This window comes from Psychrobacter urativorans (genome assembly GCF_904846695.1).
GTDB classification, from domain to species: Bacteria; Pseudomonadota; Gammaproteobacteria; order Pseudomonadales; family Moraxellaceae; genus Psychrobacter; species Psychrobacter urativorans.
This window is the reverse complement of record NZ_CAJHBR010000010.1, coordinates 95,947-111,893: the sequence shown is the minus strand read 5'-3', so window position 1 is coordinate 111,893 and position 15,947 is coordinate 95,947. Positions and strand designations below refer to the sequence as shown.

Genomic DNA, 15,947 nt, shown 5'->3' with positions numbered 1-15,947 from the left:
ATGCCTGTGTAACGTTTAAAACCAGCATCACTTTGTTTAAGTAGCTTGTCTATGTTTGGCATGGTCCTAACCAATTGTGATTGTATGAGTTATTATAAAATTCTCTGCTACTTTTGCAAGAGGTCTATTGTCGCTTGGCTATTTTGTTCAATGGTCGAAGGCTCATCGGGATTCGGTACTCCCTCTGCTATTGGGGCACCGCTACTGCTCGCCTTAGGGTTTCCGGCGATGGCCTGCGTTATGGCTGTGCTTATTATTCAATCGACGCCAGTATCATTTGGCGCGGTAGGTACTCCAGTATTACTTGGGGTATGGACAGGAATCAATGATAAAGAAGATATTACTCAAGCTATTGCTCCGCTATCTCCAGAAAACTATCTATTACAAATCACCGCTAATATCGGTCTTATTCATGCGGTAGTAGGCTTTTTAATTCCGCTAATCCTAGTGGCTTTCTTGACCCGATTCTTTGGTGAGAAACGCTCTTTTGTTGAAGGGTTGAAGGTCTGGCCTTTTGCTATTTTTGCCGGCCTTAGCTTTACTATTCCTTACTTCTTAGTAGCCAAATATCTAGGCCCAGAGTTTCCGTCACTCGTTGGTGGTTTTATCGGCTTAATGATCGTATTGCCTGCCGCAAAACGTGGATTTTTGATGCCTAAAGAGATTTTTCATTTTGCGCCACGTGCTAAATGGGACAAAGACTGGTTAGGCTCGTTGCCTGAAGAAAAGTACGATGACACTATTGCCCCGAAGTTTTCTTTGGTCAGAGCGTTTTCTCCTTATCTGGTGGTTATCGGTTTATTAATTATAACGAGAGTAGTAGCGCCGCTAAAAGCGTTCTTAACTGGTGATATGACTACCATCGAATTTAGCAATCTATTTGGTACCACCATATCTAGTAAAATACAGCTGGCCTACTCTCCGGGTACTATTTTAATTATCAGCTCATTACTATGTATTTTATTATTCAAGATGAATGCGCAAGCAGTAAAACGTAGTTGGAGCAATTCAGCCAGAACTATGGTTGACGCTGCACCAGCCCTACTGCTTTCTGTGCCTATGGTACAAGTATTTATTAACTCTGGTTCAGCAGCTGATGTGGTTAATGCCCTACCAGCTATGCCGATACTATTGGCTGAAAGTGCCGCTGGTGCTTTCCAAAATGCATGGCCATTAGTAGCGCCGTGGATTGGGGCAATGGGTGCCTTTATTGCAGGCTCGAATACGGTTAGTAATATGATGTTCTCTTACTTTCAATGGTCTACTGCCAGCCAAATTGGCTTCGATACTAATCTTGCCGCCCAAGTGGTCGCTCTACAAGCCGTAGGCGGAGCAGCTGGTAATATGATTGCCGTGCATAACGTGGTCGCCGCTTGCGCAGTAGTGGGACTCATGGATAAAGAAGGCTACGTTATTCGCAAAACCTTGCTGGCGATGACCTATTACGTCATTCAAGCAGGATTAATTGGCATGGGTATTATCTTTGGTAATATAATATGGTGGATCTTAGCAGTGATTTGGCCAATAGTATTCTTTGGACTAATGGCCATGACTGGTAAAAAAAAGGTGCAGTCCACAGTAGATAGTTAACCTATATCACCTACCTATTGGTCAATTATTAGTTAATTATTAATTATTGATTATTAATAACTGGCAGATCATAAATAGTTAGTAGACCCTTAGAAGTATTCGAGCTGACGCTACCATGATAGTTGTGGTAGCGTCAGCTTTATAGTTAAACAGCTATTAGCACTAGGCACTCATTAAGCTGTTTGTTTGGTAAATAAGGAAAAACCCATGAAAAACTTAAGCAAAATTACTGAGATTGAAGACTTACGCCGCGTAGCAGAGCGCAAGATTCCTCGGATGTTTTATGATTATGTCGATTCAGGCTCATGGACCGAAACTACTTATCGCAATAACGAAACCGACTTTGATCGTATCAAGCTGCGCCAGCGGGTATTAGTTAATATGGAAGGACGTTCGCTGGCCACTGAAATGCTAGGTACGCCAGTTAGTATGCCAGTAGCCATAGCACCGACTGGTTTTACCGGGATGATGTGGGCGGATGGTGAGATTCATGCAGCGCGTGCTGCCGAAAAGTTTGGTGTGCCATTTTCACTATCGACCATGAGTATTTGCTCTATTGAAGATGTAGCAGAAAACACTAGTGCGCCGTTTTGGTTTCAGCTCTATATGATGCGTGATCAGGATTTTATCGCTAACCTGATTCGACGGGCTAAAGCTGCCAACTGCTCTGCCCTGATCCTCACTGCTGACTTACAAGTGCTTGGTCAACGCCACAAAGACATCAAAAACGGTCTGTCTGCGCCACCAAAGCCAACCCTTGCTAACATCTTAAATCTAATGACTAAGCCTGAATGGTGTCTAAATATGCTGGGCACCAAAAGACGCACTTTTGGTAATATCGTTGGTCATGCAAAAAACGTCGAGGATATTTCATCGTTGTCGGCATGGACAGCGGAGCAATTTGATCCAGCACTGAGCTGGGACGATGTGGCGCGTATCAAAGATATGTGGGGTGGCAAGCTGATTATCAAAGGTATTATGGAGCCTGAAGATGCCGTATTAGCCGCTCGCAGTGGTGCCGATGCGCTAGTAGTTTCTAATCATGGTGGTCGTCAATTAGATGGGGCTCCCTCCTCTATCGCTGCGCTTAGTGATATTGTGCAAGCGGTACGTGCGGAGAGTAGTCAGATTGAGATTTGGCTCGATAGCGGTATTCGCTCTGGGCAAGATGTGCTCAAGGCTATGGCCTTAGGCGCTAACGGTACTATGATTGGGCGAGCGTTCTTATATGGCCTCGGCGCTTATGGTGAAGATGGGGTACGCCGAGCACTTGAGCTGATTTATAAGGAGTGTGATACTACGATGGCTTTTTGTGGTCATACTGATATCAATCAGGTCACCGACGACATCTTAGTCAGAGGCTCGTTTGAGCAGCTCAAAACATCGCTACCTTATGTCGCCCCTATGCGCTGGTAGCATCGATAACAGCAGTAATTTTGTTTATAATGCAGATATCTTTTATACTCTACCTATAACTTTTAACTGATATTTAGCACTATGACTATCAAGCAATTATTTAAAACGGCACCGTTAACGACTCTATTGCTAATCAGCTTTATCTGTCTGTATATCCTACAAGTGTTAACTGGTGTCGATGCCAATAGTCCAACGACTGAAGCTTTATTATACTGGGGCGCCAATGCGTTGCCTTTTAGCATGGGCGATCAGCCTTGGCGCTTAGTGAGTAGTGGATTTTTACACATTGGCTTGATGCATCTACTCTTCAATGGTTTTGCCATGTACTTCTTCGGACAGGTTGCGGAGCCGATGTTTGGTTCAAGCAAGTTTCTAGCGCTGTTTTTATTGGCAGTGATAGGGGGTAACTTGCTCAACAATCAGATGACTTGGTTGAGCATTTTAGACGGTACAGGGCAGCCCGGATTATCTGCTGGCGCTTCTGGTGGCATTATGGGTATTGGTGCAGCGCTGCTAATGGCAGCCTTGTTTAAGATATCAGTCAATAACATGGTGCTCAATTTAAAAAGCTTAGTGCTGGTCATGGGTATCAACCTAGTCTACGGCTTTGCAGTACCTGGTATCGATAATGCAGGTCATATTGGTGGCGCTATCACTGGTGCCATTATGGCTTTAGGCTTCGGTATCGCTTATCGTCAGCGTCTCAAAGCTCATCTAGCAGCTATACCAGTAGCGGTCTATCGCACTGAGCCGCCTTCCACTATGTACTCTACTGAGCCAGCTGTTAACAGTACTGATAGCAGTCATTTCAATAAAGACTCAGCACACCTCGATAATACCAATCAAAGTTATACAGTTGACCGGCGCATTTATACCAATAATAATGTCAATAACCCTGTAAACTTAGCTGATAATACTAATATAAACCAAGCCTTTGACCCAGCTGATTTGAATAGCAATATTGGTGCTGATGTTCATTCTGATGCCAGTGATGACCCTCAGATCACGAATAGCTATGCTGCAGTGCTAGCAGCAAAACCCGCTATGCTTTGGCAACTACTGCCTTGGATTATTATGATAATTATAGCTATAGGCTTTAGCTGGTGGTGGCTAGATATTCATAATCAAATATTAAAAGTATTAGCTGCTCAATAAAGTAGTGCTCAGCTTCACCTTATTCTTCATCGCTTATGAGATCCGACTATGTCTAAACTATCTATTATTAATACCCGCACTGTATTGGCATCAACCGCCGCCGTTACTTTGCTAGCTACAGCCGGTATGGCAAATGCTGCCTTGTTTAAAAACATACCTACTGATCCAGACGCTGAGTTAAGCGTTGGCATAAATGTTTTATATACCAACAGTGCTTATGATACTGATAAGAATCAAGTACGAGTATTGCCGGGGGTTTTTTATGATAATAATAGATTTTATGCGCGCGGTGCTCAAGCTGGTGCGTACTTAATCAATGATGGTACCAATCAGCTATCAGCTTATGCACAACTCGATGGTAATTCATTCGATCCTGATGATGCTAGTGGGGCGCTATCGGGTCTTGATGAGCGTAAATTATCAGCAGCGGCCGGCTTAAGCTATCAGCGTCTTACTCCTGTTGGTGGCTTCCGTGCCCAATATGCTGCTGATATCTTAGATCGTAGTGGTGGCAATACTGGTCGTTTATCTTATATTGGTAAAGTTAGCAAGAACAAGCTAACTGTCTATCCAAGCTTTGGTTTTGAATACCATGATGCGGATTATAATAATTATTACTACGGGGTTAGTAACGAAGAGTCAGCACGTACAGGCGTTGATGCTTACGAGTCTAATAGTAGTTTAAACCCTTATATCAACGTCAGCGCTAACTACGACTTTAGTGATAAATGGGCAGGATTTGCTAATCAAAGCGTAAGCTACTTAGCCAATGAGCAATACGACAGCCCGATGGTTGACTCGCGTGTAGACGCAACTTCTACCCTTGGGTTGCTTTATAAGTTTTAGCAATATCAGCTTAAAAGCTAAATTTTAGTATTTGGCGTAGGCTGGGCTTTTAGCCCAGCTTTTTTTTGGGTATGTTTCGATTAAATAAAACAGATTATTTCGATTATAGGGTTTGCCTTGCGCATCAAAAAGCTATTCGACTAAACTATAACTAAGCATACTCAATAGGTTCAATATCGTCTAAAAACTCTAAATTATCTGTTTCAATCAACCGCAACTCGTAAGTAGATTGCATGTTTAACCAAAACTGCGCGCTACCACCAAAATACTTAGCTAATCTGAGCGCGGTATCTGCTGAAACTCCTCTCTTCTCACGTATAATCTCACTAATGCGTGCAGGTGTTACGCCAAGCTTTATTGCCAATGCATTAGCGCTCATATCGAGCGGTACAAGAAAATCTTCTCGTAGTACTTCACCAGGGTGAATGGGACGCATACCATTGTTAATCATCGTATTCTCTCTTCAATCTTAGCGGTTTGTAAACCTAAAAAGTGATGTATGGTGTCGCCCTGCGCAACGATGAGATAAGTATCTCATAGTAATTAGGCATTCAATAAGTTTTAATCATGCTGTAGGTTATGTTAACAATAGTGTAATTTACTCTATATATTGCTCTACTATGTGTATTTCCTAATTAATCTAGTTATAAGGCTTCATAAGTCATTTAATAATTGTGATAATATCGTAATTAATTTGGATAGAAGTAAATACATAAAGCTTACAATCAGTTGTTCGCTAATTATAATTATTTGTAACCAAAGTATTCCAAGTTAACATATAAGTTAATATACTATGTCACTACACTATAAACATTTTGAAGTAACTGGTCACCCTAAATCTACATATACTTTTGTAGTCACCGAGAATTCGTGGCATGTTTACTTATTGTGCTCATCTTCAGATTTGCGAACTTGCTATATCTATAATGATGCAATTAGTCTTGAAAAAACTTACAAAAGTAAATATAAAAATATGATGAGAGTTCTTGGTCAAAATTGTGAGTCAGGCAAACCACTAAATATATTTTATAATGATAAAGAATGCCACCCTATTTTAACAATTAAAATAGATGGTAATGAAGAAAAAATTTGGCGTATTAGACAAGGTGAACTACGGCTATGCTTCGTTTACTTACCACCTAAAAAACGTTTAATACTCTTAAGGCTATTCGTAAAAAACGATGATACGCTAAAGAAAAAAGAAAAGAGTTCTTTGAAGTTGTTAGCAGAACAAGTGATAACTGATAACACTCAAACATTTGCACTAAGGATAATCCCATGAACGAAATAATTAGCATACAAGATCCAGAAGATTTTTTTTGTGACCTTTTTGATTTTAGTGAAGAAGATCCAGTTGATATCAAAAAAACATCCATTGCTTCTAATTTTTGCGCATTGATTCATCATTCTGGTGTAAGTCGTGTTGAATTAGCAGAAAAATTAGCTTGGAAACCTAGTAGAATATCAAAAGTATTGAACGGCTCTCAAAACCTTACTATCAAAACAATGGTTGAGCTCGCAGTAGCACTAGATTATGATTTTGACATTCACTTTCATAAGATTAATGAACACCGCAGCTTACAGCCATGGGAAGATAATCTGTTAATACATTTCTTAAATGAAATAGAAGTGAAAATGATAGACATACCTATGGATATACATAGATTTAAGAGTATACACAGTGACTCTAAAAGTTATCAGGTTCAAACTTTAATTAGTGAAGATTTTAATAAATTTGAGACTAAATCATTGTTAATCGAAGTTTATTGATACAAAGGATAAAAGTTATGAAGAAAAATGAAGGCTCTCAAAGTGTAGCTTATTCAGTAAGCCACCAAAATCTTTTCTGTGAACACTTAGTCCGATTTGCACTAGGTCCTACTATATCTAGATTAGAATTTGGTAGTGTTAATGGACTTGATACTAAAGACATAGCTATTGAATTAAGCCTTAGAATTCCAACTCCTAGTTTACTAAATGCTATACCAGCTTTATATCGTGATTTGGAAGAAGATAGTTTTAAAGAACAGCTAGTTAATGATTTAAAAGGAATTATCGAGCAGCTGGAAAAAGATTAAGTCAGCTATTATATTGGGTGTCGCAAGTCACGTCTAATTTACAATTTATTGATAGTCTAGAGTGCAGTTTAGCCCTGATTGCAGCGGTTATCCTTGTCTGATCACTGGGTTGCGGGGGCTTGGCTAGTGGTGGTCGCTCGAATGTTGGAACGCCTCTCGCCTTAGCCACCGCCCCAGTGGACAGGCAAGATATAAGCGAAAAGCAGGATTAGCTCCAAAATTTAAGACCAAAAAAAAGACCTTGCCATATAACATGACAGGGTCTTTTTATTAAGTAGGTTTATAAATTCGTGGGTTACCACCCAAGCTACAGACTCAATAAAATCTAAGCATTACTTTTCAAATACGCTAACATAGTGTCTGCATCTGATACTTCAAACGGGTCTATTGGGCAGTTGTCGCCAAAATCATCTTCCTTAAACACTTTTTTAATTGCTTTATTGTCGACAAGCATCGAATAGCGCCATGAGCGCATACCAAAGCCAAGATTACTCTTATCAACCAGCATACCCATTTTACGAGTGAACTCACCATTGCCATCAGGCAGTAAGAAAACATTTTCGCGGTTTTGCTTGAGGCCCCATTGGTACATGACAAAGGCATCATTGACAGAAATACAAACTATTTCATCTATGCCTAACGCCTTAAACTCATTATAAAGTTCTTCATAACGAGGGAGATGGCTGGTTGAACACGTTGGCGTAAAGGCCCCTGGTAGCGAAAATACAACCACTTTTTTATTGGCAAATAACTCATCTGTGGTTAGATCATACCAAGTGAATGGGTTGTCTCCTCCAATAGAGTCATCACGAACACGAGTTTTGAAGGTCATATTAGGTACATGGGTAATCATTATTTACTCCGATTTAGGTTATTGTCTTTTTTTTCAAAATTTTGCATGTGTATGATAATAGCTATAGTAATCCATAAGCAATCTTTGAGCTTATATCCACTATATAATATATAAAACTCGCTTTAAAAATATCAACCAAAAAAAGACCTTGCCACATCCTGATATAAAGGGCGACAAGGTCTCTTTATTAAGCCAAAAAAACTTTAGATTAAGAAGGATGCACCATATCCGCAGGCGTCACCCACTCATCGAACTGAGCTTCAGTTAGCAGCTCTAGCTCAACGGCTACTTGCTTAAGAGTTTTGTTTTCTTTATAAGCTGTCTTAGCGATTTTAGCAGCGTTTTCATAGCCGACATGACGGTTAAGCGCCGTAACTAGCATCAATGAGTTATGCAAGAAATCATCGATTTTGTCTTTTACTGGCTCAATACCAACTGCACAATTATCGTTAAAGCTGTTGCAAGCATCGCCTAATAGCTGGATAGACTGCAATAAGTTATAAGCGATTACTGGTTTAAAAACGTTCAACTCAAAGTTGCCCGATGCGCCGGCCATATTGATAACGGTATCATTACCCATCACTTGCGCCACCACCATAGTCATAGCTTCTGACTGAGTTGGGTTGACTTTGCCTGGCATGATAGAAGAGCCTGGCTCGTTTTCAGGGATAGTTAACTCGCCAAGACCACAACGAGGACCAGAGGCTAACCAACGTACATCATTAGCAATTTTATTGAGACTAGCGGCTAAAGTCTTCAGCGCACCAGAAGCGAATACTTCTGCATCACGAGCAGCTAAAGCTTCAAACTTATTCGGTGAGGTAACAAAAGGCAAGTTAGTCAATGTGGCTAATTGCTCAGCGGCTTTTACCGCATAGTCAGGATGCGCGTTAAGACCAGTACCGACCGCTGTACCGCCTAATGGCAATTCATATAAGCCTTGTAAAGCATTATCAACACGAATTAGCGAGTGATCCAACTGGCTGACATAGCCGCTAAACTCTTGGCCTAAAGTTAAAGGCGTAGCATCTTGTAAATGGGTACGACCAATCTTCACAATGCTATCGAATTCTTTGGCTTTATGATCTAAAGTATCGCGTAATGACTTAATAGCTGGAATCAATAAGCTATTGATTTGACGAGCTGCAGCGACACGAATAGCCGTTGGGAAACTGTCATTGGTTGATTGTGCATGGTTGACGTGATCGTTAGGGTGGATAGGCTGATAGCTACCACGCTCAGAACCAGCGATTTCGTTAGCACGGTTAGCCAATACTTCGTTCATGTTCATGTTTGACTGCGTACCAGAGCCGGTCTGCCAAACAACTAACGGGAACTGATCTTGCAGGCCACCGTTAATGACTTCGTCAGCAGCTTGGATAATCAAATCACGCTTATCAGTATCAATACGCTCAAGGCTAGCATTAGTAATCGCCGCAGCTTTCTTAACTAGCGCCATCGCTTCTATCATCGCACGTGGCAAAGTCTCGCCACCGATTTTAAAGTTCTCACGGCTACGTTGGGTTTGCGCGCCCCAATAGGCATCAACGGGCACTTCTACGTTGCCCATAGTATCTTTTTCAGTACGCGTTGCCTGATTCTGTGTCGACATAACTGCCCTCTTCGATAATTCGTTAGTGGATGGTTTGACGGTATAAAGTGCAACACCCGCTGCACAAAAAGGAAAATAGGATGTAAAGCGTCATTATGATAGCATGACTTATCATAAATTTCCTCAAGACCACTAGTTAATGAGTATAAGGGGCTTGGATGTCTAATAAGCAAATATCGATAACCAGAAAGTCCAGCCAAAGCGCTGAAATTAAAGGGGTAGCTGATAACCCAGCAAGCCCTAGACTTGACCTTAATTCAAATGTGGCTGAAAATATGATAATCGCTATCACTGATAATGATAGTGGCTCTATCAATAGCGTCCAGCAGAATGATTGCGCAAATACCTTAACCCACCCACCTCGAAGACATTTCACTCGCCAGCGTCGGCTATTAACCACCAATCAACGACAGCATTTCGCGCGTGATGCCAGCCTGCATTTAATCAAACTACAGCAGCGCTTGCCTGCCAATGCGCAAATCGGCTTATACTATGATGGCTTTGGTGAGCTGCCAACTCAGCCGCTATTGGACTGGTGTTTACGTTTAAACTATCAGCCTTATTTGCCTGTGGTCGGCTCGCTTGGTCACAATGATAAGCGACTGCGTTTTGTACCGATTTATCATAACAAGTTAATAAACGTCCCAACTCGTATCCATAGTTTAGGTATGAAACAAAACCATCATCGTCGTCTGCTATGGGCCAGTGAACTGGACTTGATAGTCTGTCCATTGACTGCGGTCGATACTCAAGGTAATCGAATGGGGATGGGCGGTGGCTTTTATGATACGACGCTGAGCAAAAGCTATCAGTCCGGTTATAAGAAACCATTAAAAATAGGCTGGTGCTATGACTTTCAAGTAGTCGAGCAGCTAGTCAGGCAATCTTGGGACGTGCCGTTAGATGGCCTAATAACGCCAAGTGGTATAAGGTGGTTTCGATGACAAATGACTCAAAAAGTGATGATAAGAAGGATGTTAATTTAAGCTCTAGCGCTGATAACGTGACCCAGTATTTGCAAGCACTACAAGGCCATGATAGTGCTCGTGAGCAGTTGTACTACAGTCAAGAACAGTCATTTAGTTCTGCTGAGTTAGCGGGCGTTATTAATGAGCAGCGCTTGGCTAAGTTACTGGCGCAGAGTGATGATTTTTTGCATAGCTTAACTGTTGAGATTGAGGATTTTGATCAGGACTCTGACAAGGATAACCATTAACAAATTGAACACTTTGTAGGGTGCGTTCCATGCACCGATAGTTAATCGTAACTCTATTTTTGCTTCACACCGCCCACCCTATGCAACGGCTTCAACCTATTTTGTAGTCTACTTATCAACATTTCAAATAACGATTTTGCATAATGATGTGCTGGGTTAAAACCCAGCCTACGCAAAACGGTACTGAACCTTGCACCGCAAAACTTATAACACCTACAACACCATCGCTGCGATCCAACCAAACGCTAATAATGGAATATTATAATGTAGGAAGGTTGGCACTACGCTGTCTCTAATATGGTCATGCTGACCATCGACGTTAAGACCAGAGGTCGGTCCAAGAGTTGAGTCTGACGCTGGCGAACCGGCATCACCCAATGCTCCTGCGGTACCAACGATGGCCACCGTAGCTAGCGGTGAAAAGCCCAGCGAGATACATAGCGGCACATAAATAGCGGCTAATATAGGAATAGTCGAGAACGAGGAGCCAATACCCATAGTCACAATAAGACCAAGCGCTAACATAACAAAAGCGGCTACCGCTTTGTTACCAGCAAATAATGAAGTAGCACCATCGACTAACGGCTGAATCTGCTCAGTAGCTTTCATGACTTCAGCGAAGCCTTGCGCGGTGATCATAATAAAGCCAATCATCGCCATCAGCTTGATACCATCATTAAACACCGTATCCGCATCTCGCCATTTAACCACCCCAGTGGCCATGAATACCCCGAAGCCAAACATCGAACCGAGTAGCAACGAATCGGTATACAGCTGCACCACAAAGGCTGTGACAATCGCTGCTAGCGCTACTAACGTTTTTAACTTGCTTTGTGCTTGTGCCGCAGCGGCTGTTGTACTTAGGGCATCGCCCTCTACTACTGCGTTGTTTATCGCATCATGAGCTTGTTTATCAACTGCTAGCTGCTGATACTCGCGGGGTTTACGGTAGCTTATAAATACGGCAACCAGCAGACCAGTAAACATACCTAGCGCTGGAATAGCCATCGCTTTGGTCACTGAAATATTACTAACGTCAATCCCAGCTTCACCAACGTTTTTGAGCATAATCTGGTTAAGATAGATATCGCCAAACCCATAAGGGATAAACATATAAGTAGTGACTAAGCCAAAGGTGATTAGACAAGCAATCAGTCGTCTATCAATATGCATGCGGTTAAAAGCTAGTAATAGCGGTGGTACTAATAAGGGGATAAAGGCAATATGAATAGGGATTAAGTTTTGGCTAAAGCAGCTCATCATCACTAGACCGGCGAATAGCATATACTTAATCATGCCACTAGTACCGCCAGCATCAATACGCTTGATAACTGAGCCTGCCAGCGACTGTGGCAGCCCTGAATGAGCAATCGCTACCGCAAAGGCCCCCAGTAGCGCATAAGATAACGCAATTTGGGCTCCATTACGGATACCTTCTTGAAAGGCATTTAGGGTATCAGTCACCCCAAGACCTGCTATCAAGCCGCCAGCCATCGCGCCGATGATCAAACTCAATACCACGTGTACTCGCGCTAATGATAGCCCTAGCATAATAACGACTGCTAGTAGTACCGCATTGATGGTCATGTTCTTGCCCCTTGCTTTTTGACGGCTATAATCGATTCAATCGAAAAAAAATAGTGAAATTGTCCTGTGAAGATGATTTTTCAAGCTCTTTGAGGCCAGCGCCGTGGCTGTAATACAACCACAGTCGCTAGAACAATTCATGGTCATAGTTATGAATGACACTTTTTTGTTTTCAATAGACTATAGCTTATTGGATTATCTACTTTTTTGTTTAGTCACTGATTTATGACGGGCGTTATTTTACCTTATTTTTCTCTCAAAGCCCATTTATAGAACCAGCTAGGCAGCACACAGTAATGACCTGCACTATTTTGAGGTTAGTAGTTTAACAAGCCTTGCAATTTTTTATGGGGACACCATTTATCTAAACATGAACCCAACTTGACTGAACAAGTCTGGTTAACAAGGAAATAAAACAAATGACTGACTATACTATTGATAAAGACAACATTGATATCGATGTGTCGACTACTGTAGAAGATGATAAGCAAGAGGCTGTGCAAGAAGACCAGCTAGATGATCCTACAACGGCGCCAGTAGAAAATTATTTGCCTTTGCTGGCCCTGCGTGATGTAGTGGTTTATCCACATATGCAGATTGCGCTGTTCGTTGGTCGCGCACCATCGGTCAAAGCAGTTGAGTTAGCACAAGCAGAATATGGTAATAAAGTATTAGTAGTCGCCCAAAAAGATTCGCTTACTGAAGATATTGATCAAGATAATCTCTATCAATATGGTACGGTTTGCCGCATCGTCAGCACTATGCCACATGACAGCGATGAAGACTGCATTAAGGTATTGATCGAAGGTCAGTATCGTGCGCGCGTCGATAGTATAGAAGAGCACGATGATATTTTGATGGCTACTTTTGAGCAGGCTGATGTCGATATAGAAATGGATGACAGCCAACAGAAAAACACCATCAAAGCTTTGACTAGCCTGTTTGAGAGTTATGCGGATGCGCGTTTGCGTAATGCTCGCGAGCTGACTCGCGTGGCTAAGCGTATCGATGACTTGCTTGAGCTAGTGTATTTCATCTCTACCCGCGTATCGATGGACTTAGACGTCAAACAGTCTTTCTTAGAGAACAACGATATCAAGACTCATATCAATACTTTAACTGAGTACTTAGTCAAACAAAGCGCTGAACAAAATATCGAACAAGATATCCAAGATGCTGTACGTCAGCAAATGGAAGACAATCAGCGCGAGTACTTTTTAAATGAGAAAATGAAAGCTATTAAAAATGAGCTTTCAGATATGAATGACGGAGCGTTTGATAGCGAAGATGACGTTAGTGATCTAGAAAAACGTTTAGAAGATGCGGACTTACCAGAAGATGTACGCAAAAAAGCCGATCAAGAGCTGAAAAAGCTGAAGATGATGCCGCCAGCATCGAGTGAATCCTCAGTAGTACGTAACTATATCGAATGGATTTTAGACACGCCGTGGAATGCCACTAGTAAAGTCTCTATCAATTTAGAAAAAGCTAAAACGGTGCTAGATGAAGATCATTATGGTCTAAAAGATGTCAAAGATCGTATCTTAGAGTATTTAGCCGTACAGTCACGAGTGAAAAAGCTCCGTGGTCCGATTCTTTGTCTTGTCGGCCCTCCAGGGGTTGGTAAAACTTCATTAGGCGAGTCAATCGCTCGTGCTACTGGTCGCAAGTTTGTGCGTATGGCTTTGGGCGGCGTGCGTGATGAAGCTGAAATCCGTGGTCATCGTCGTACTTATATCGGTGCTATGCCGGGTAAAATCGTGCAATCGCTAGCTAAGGTAGAAGTCAAAAACCCGCTATTCTTATTAGATGAAGTCGATAAGATGGCACAAGACTTCCGTGGTGATCCAGCATCAGCATTGCTAGAAGTATTAGATCCTTCACAGAACGACAAGTTTAATGACCATTATTTAGATATGGACTTAGACTTATCACAAGTGATGTTTATTTGTACGGCCAACAGTATGGATATTCCAGCAGCACTTCTTGACCGTATGGAAGTCATCCGTCTGCCAGGTTATACCGAAGAAGAAAAAGTCAATATCGCTCAAAAGTATCTAGTGCCTAAAGCTATTAAGCAAAACGGTCTCAAAGAAGGCGAGATTGAGATTGTAGAAGCAGCATTGCATAGCATCGTTCAGCGCTATACACGTGAAGCCGGCGTACGTAACCTTGAGCGTGAAGTTAATAAAATCTGTCGTAAAGTAGTGCGTAGCTCGGTTGAGAGTCATGGCGCCCGTGCACCGAAAAAAGATGAGCGTAAGCTGATCGTCGTTGATGATAACAACATTGATGATTACCTTGGTGTGCATCAGTATGACTTTGGTCTTGCTGAAGAAGAGCCTGAAGTTGGCCGTGTTACTGGACTGGCTTGGACGAGTGTCGGTGGTGAGTTGCTGACCATTGAAGCCGCTGCGATGAAAGGTAAAGGCGAGCTTATATTTACCGGCTCTTTAGGGGATGTGATGAAAGAATCCATCCGTGCTGCTATGAGTGTGGTTCGTGCTCGCGGTGATAGCTTAGGTATCGATTATGAGACCTTTAAAACCACTGATATCCACGTTCATATGCCAGAGGGTGCGACGCCAAAAGATGGTCCATCTGCTGGTGGGGCTCTTACTACAGCTCTAGTATCGGCTATTACAGGCATTCCTATCCGTCCTGATATTGCTATGACAGGTGAGATTACTTTGCGTGGTAAGATCTTACGTATCGGTGGTCTTAAAGAGAAGCTATTAGCTGCGCATCGTGGTGGTATCAAGCACGTGTTGATTCCAGCAACTAACGAGCGCGACTTGGAAGATATTCCTGATAACGTCAAAGCAGGCCTGACCATTCAGCCTGTAGCAACGATTGATGAAGTATTAAAAGCGGCATTAGTTAGCATGCCCAAACCGCTTAAGCCAGCTAAAGTGACGGTAGATAAAGCTACCAGTAAAGCACTACATAGCTAATAGCAGTAGCTTTAAAAAATCATAAGCTAAAAAGCCGCTCACTATCATAGTGGGCGGCTTTTTTATGGGTGCTGATATTTTAAAGTCAGTTTTAAAGCAAACATAGCAATTTTAAAGTAAACATAGCGGTTTTAAAATAAACATAACCCTTTGATTAAGAGCAATTCTAAGTGCAATGCGTTATTTAATAGTTACCGTAATATAATAAGGCTTCGGCGTATTACTTTCACGTGCCTGGTTACGTGGCTGTAGCACTCGAATAGTATGTTCGCCTGTTTTATCAAGCTTTACTGGGTCTAGGCTCAAATCTGGAGAGTCAGTGCCGTACAGCACAGGATATAAGTCGCTGCTACCCACTATAGTCGCACTCACGCTTTGGCCTTTTTTGGCATAGAACTGGTACTCGCAGTATTGATCCCCTTTCACTACCCCTGCTCGGCTAACATCATAACTGCCTTTGGCTATACGTAATTCTTTTACCCCACAATCTGCAGTATAGTGTAAATCACCGCTTTGCACTGCAGCTGAAGCAGCCGTTATTCCCGTGCTCATAATGCCTAAAGCTAATGCTGCTGAACCGGCCAAACTAATTAGAGTACGCATATTACTTCCTTCTATTTATTAATATCTATTAGCCATT

15 protein-coding genes are annotated in these 15,947 nt (G+C 42.0%); 10 read left to right on the top strand and 5 right to left on the bottom strand.

Translation table 11 applies throughout. From position 1 onward, the window contains the following. Positions 1-84 precede the first annotated feature (84 nt). The 4 genes from JMY09_RS08510 to JMY09_RS08495 all read left to right on the top strand — a co-directional run bounded on the left by JMY09_RS08510 (position 85) and on the right by JMY09_RS08495 (position 5,007). Positions 85-1,590, top strand: a complete 1,506-nt coding sequence (locus tag JMY09_RS08510) for an L-lactate permease (RefSeq protein ID WP_227677241.1) — start codon at positions 85-87, stop codon at positions 1,588-1,590. Positions 1,591-1,797: 207 nt separating this feature from the next. Then, positions 1,798-3,006 (top strand): alpha-hydroxy acid oxidase, encoded by a 1,209-nt coding sequence (locus JMY09_RS08505; protein ID WP_201623166.1) that lies wholly within the window; start codon positions 1,798-1,800, stop codon positions 3,004-3,006. Between the two features lie 81 nt (positions 3,007-3,087). Beyond that, positions 3,088-4,161, top strand: a complete 1,074-nt coding sequence (locus tag JMY09_RS08500) for a rhomboid family intramembrane serine protease (protein WP_201623165.1) — start codon at positions 3,088-3,090, stop codon at positions 4,159-4,161. Between the two features lie 48 nt (positions 4,162-4,209). Further along, on the top strand, positions 4,210-5,007 hold the full coding sequence (locus JMY09_RS08495; protein ID WP_201623164.1) for a MipA/OmpV family protein: 798 nt from the start codon (positions 4,210-4,212) through the stop codon (positions 5,005-5,007). 151 nt (positions 5,008-5,158) lie between these two features. Here the strand turns inward: JMY09_RS08495 and JMY09_RS08490 are convergent, their stop codons facing one another. Further along, positions 5,159-5,458, bottom strand: coding sequence for a HigA family addiction module antitoxin (locus JMY09_RS08490; RefSeq protein ID WP_201623163.1), 300 nt, complete (start codon positions 5,456-5,458; stop codon positions 5,159-5,161). A gap of 342 nt (positions 5,459-5,800) precedes the next feature. Here JMY09_RS08490 and JMY09_RS08485 point away from each other — a divergent pair, with 342 nt between their 5' ends. From JMY09_RS08485 to JMY09_RS08475, 3 genes are read left to right on the top strand one after another with little or no spacing between them, the layout of a single operon-like run. Continuing rightward, positions 5,801-6,289: a hypothetical protein gene (locus JMY09_RS08485; RefSeq protein WP_201623162.1), complete on the top strand. Its 489-nt coding sequence runs from the start codon at positions 5,801-5,803 to the stop codon at positions 6,287-6,289. Continuing rightward, positions 6,286-6,777, top strand: coding sequence for a helix-turn-helix domain-containing protein (locus JMY09_RS08480; protein ID WP_201623161.1), 492 nt, complete (start codon positions 6,286-6,288; stop codon positions 6,775-6,777). The genes JMY09_RS08485 and JMY09_RS08480 overlap by 4 nt, the downstream gene beginning before the upstream one ends. A 17-nt stretch (positions 6,778-6,794) precedes the next feature. Next, positions 6,795-7,085, top strand: coding sequence for a hypothetical protein (locus tag JMY09_RS08475; protein ID WP_201623160.1), 291 nt, complete (start codon positions 6,795-6,797; stop codon positions 7,083-7,085). A 325-nt stretch (positions 7,086-7,410) separates the two neighbouring features. Here the strand turns inward: JMY09_RS08475 and JMY09_RS08470 are convergent, their stop codons facing one another. Next, positions 7,411-7,938, bottom strand: coding sequence for a peroxiredoxin (locus JMY09_RS08470; RefSeq protein ID WP_201623159.1), 528 nt, complete (start codon positions 7,936-7,938; stop codon positions 7,411-7,413). 208 nt (positions 7,939-8,146) lie between these two features. Continuing rightward, positions 8,147-9,550: a class II fumarate hydratase gene (gene fumC, locus JMY09_RS08465; RefSeq protein WP_201623158.1), complete on the bottom strand. Its 1,404-nt coding sequence runs from the start codon at positions 9,548-9,550 to the stop codon at positions 8,147-8,149. Positions 9,551-9,708: 158 nt separating this feature from the next. On the opposite strand from fumC, the gene JMY09_RS08460 reads away from it, so the two are divergent. Next, complete coding sequence (locus JMY09_RS08460; RefSeq protein ID WP_227677240.1) at positions 9,709-10,494, top strand: 5-formyltetrahydrofolate cyclo-ligase; 786 nt, start codon at positions 9,709-9,711, stop codon at positions 10,492-10,494. Continuing rightward, on the top strand, positions 10,491-10,766 hold the full coding sequence (locus tag JMY09_RS08455; protein WP_201623157.1) for a hypothetical protein: 276 nt from the start codon (positions 10,491-10,493) through the stop codon (positions 10,764-10,766). The genes JMY09_RS08460 and JMY09_RS08455 overlap by 4 nt, the downstream gene beginning before the upstream one ends. Before the next feature lie 213 nt (positions 10,767-10,979). Here the strand turns inward: JMY09_RS08455 and JMY09_RS08450 are convergent, their stop codons facing one another. Further along, positions 10,980-12,353: a Na+/H+ antiporter family protein gene (locus JMY09_RS08450; protein WP_201623156.1), complete on the bottom strand. Its 1,374-nt coding sequence runs from the start codon at positions 12,351-12,353 to the stop codon at positions 10,980-10,982. Positions 12,354-12,772: 419 nt separating this feature from the next. Between JMY09_RS08450 and lon the strand changes: the two genes are divergently transcribed. Beyond that, the gene (lon, locus tag JMY09_RS08445) at positions 12,773-15,307 is read left to right on the top strand and encodes an endopeptidase La (protein ID WP_227677239.1); all 2,535 of its coding nucleotides are present in this window, start codon (positions 12,773-12,775) and stop codon (positions 15,305-15,307) included. Between the two features lie 180 nt (positions 15,308-15,487). On the opposite strand, the gene JMY09_RS08440 is transcribed toward lon, so the two are convergent. Continuing rightward, positions 15,488-15,910 carry a hypothetical protein gene (locus JMY09_RS08440; RefSeq protein ID WP_201623155.1) on the bottom strand — a complete coding sequence of 141 codons (423 nt, stop codon included), beginning with the start codon at positions 15,908-15,910 and terminating at the stop codon, positions 15,488-15,490. Positions 15,911-15,947: the final 37 nt, after the last annotated feature.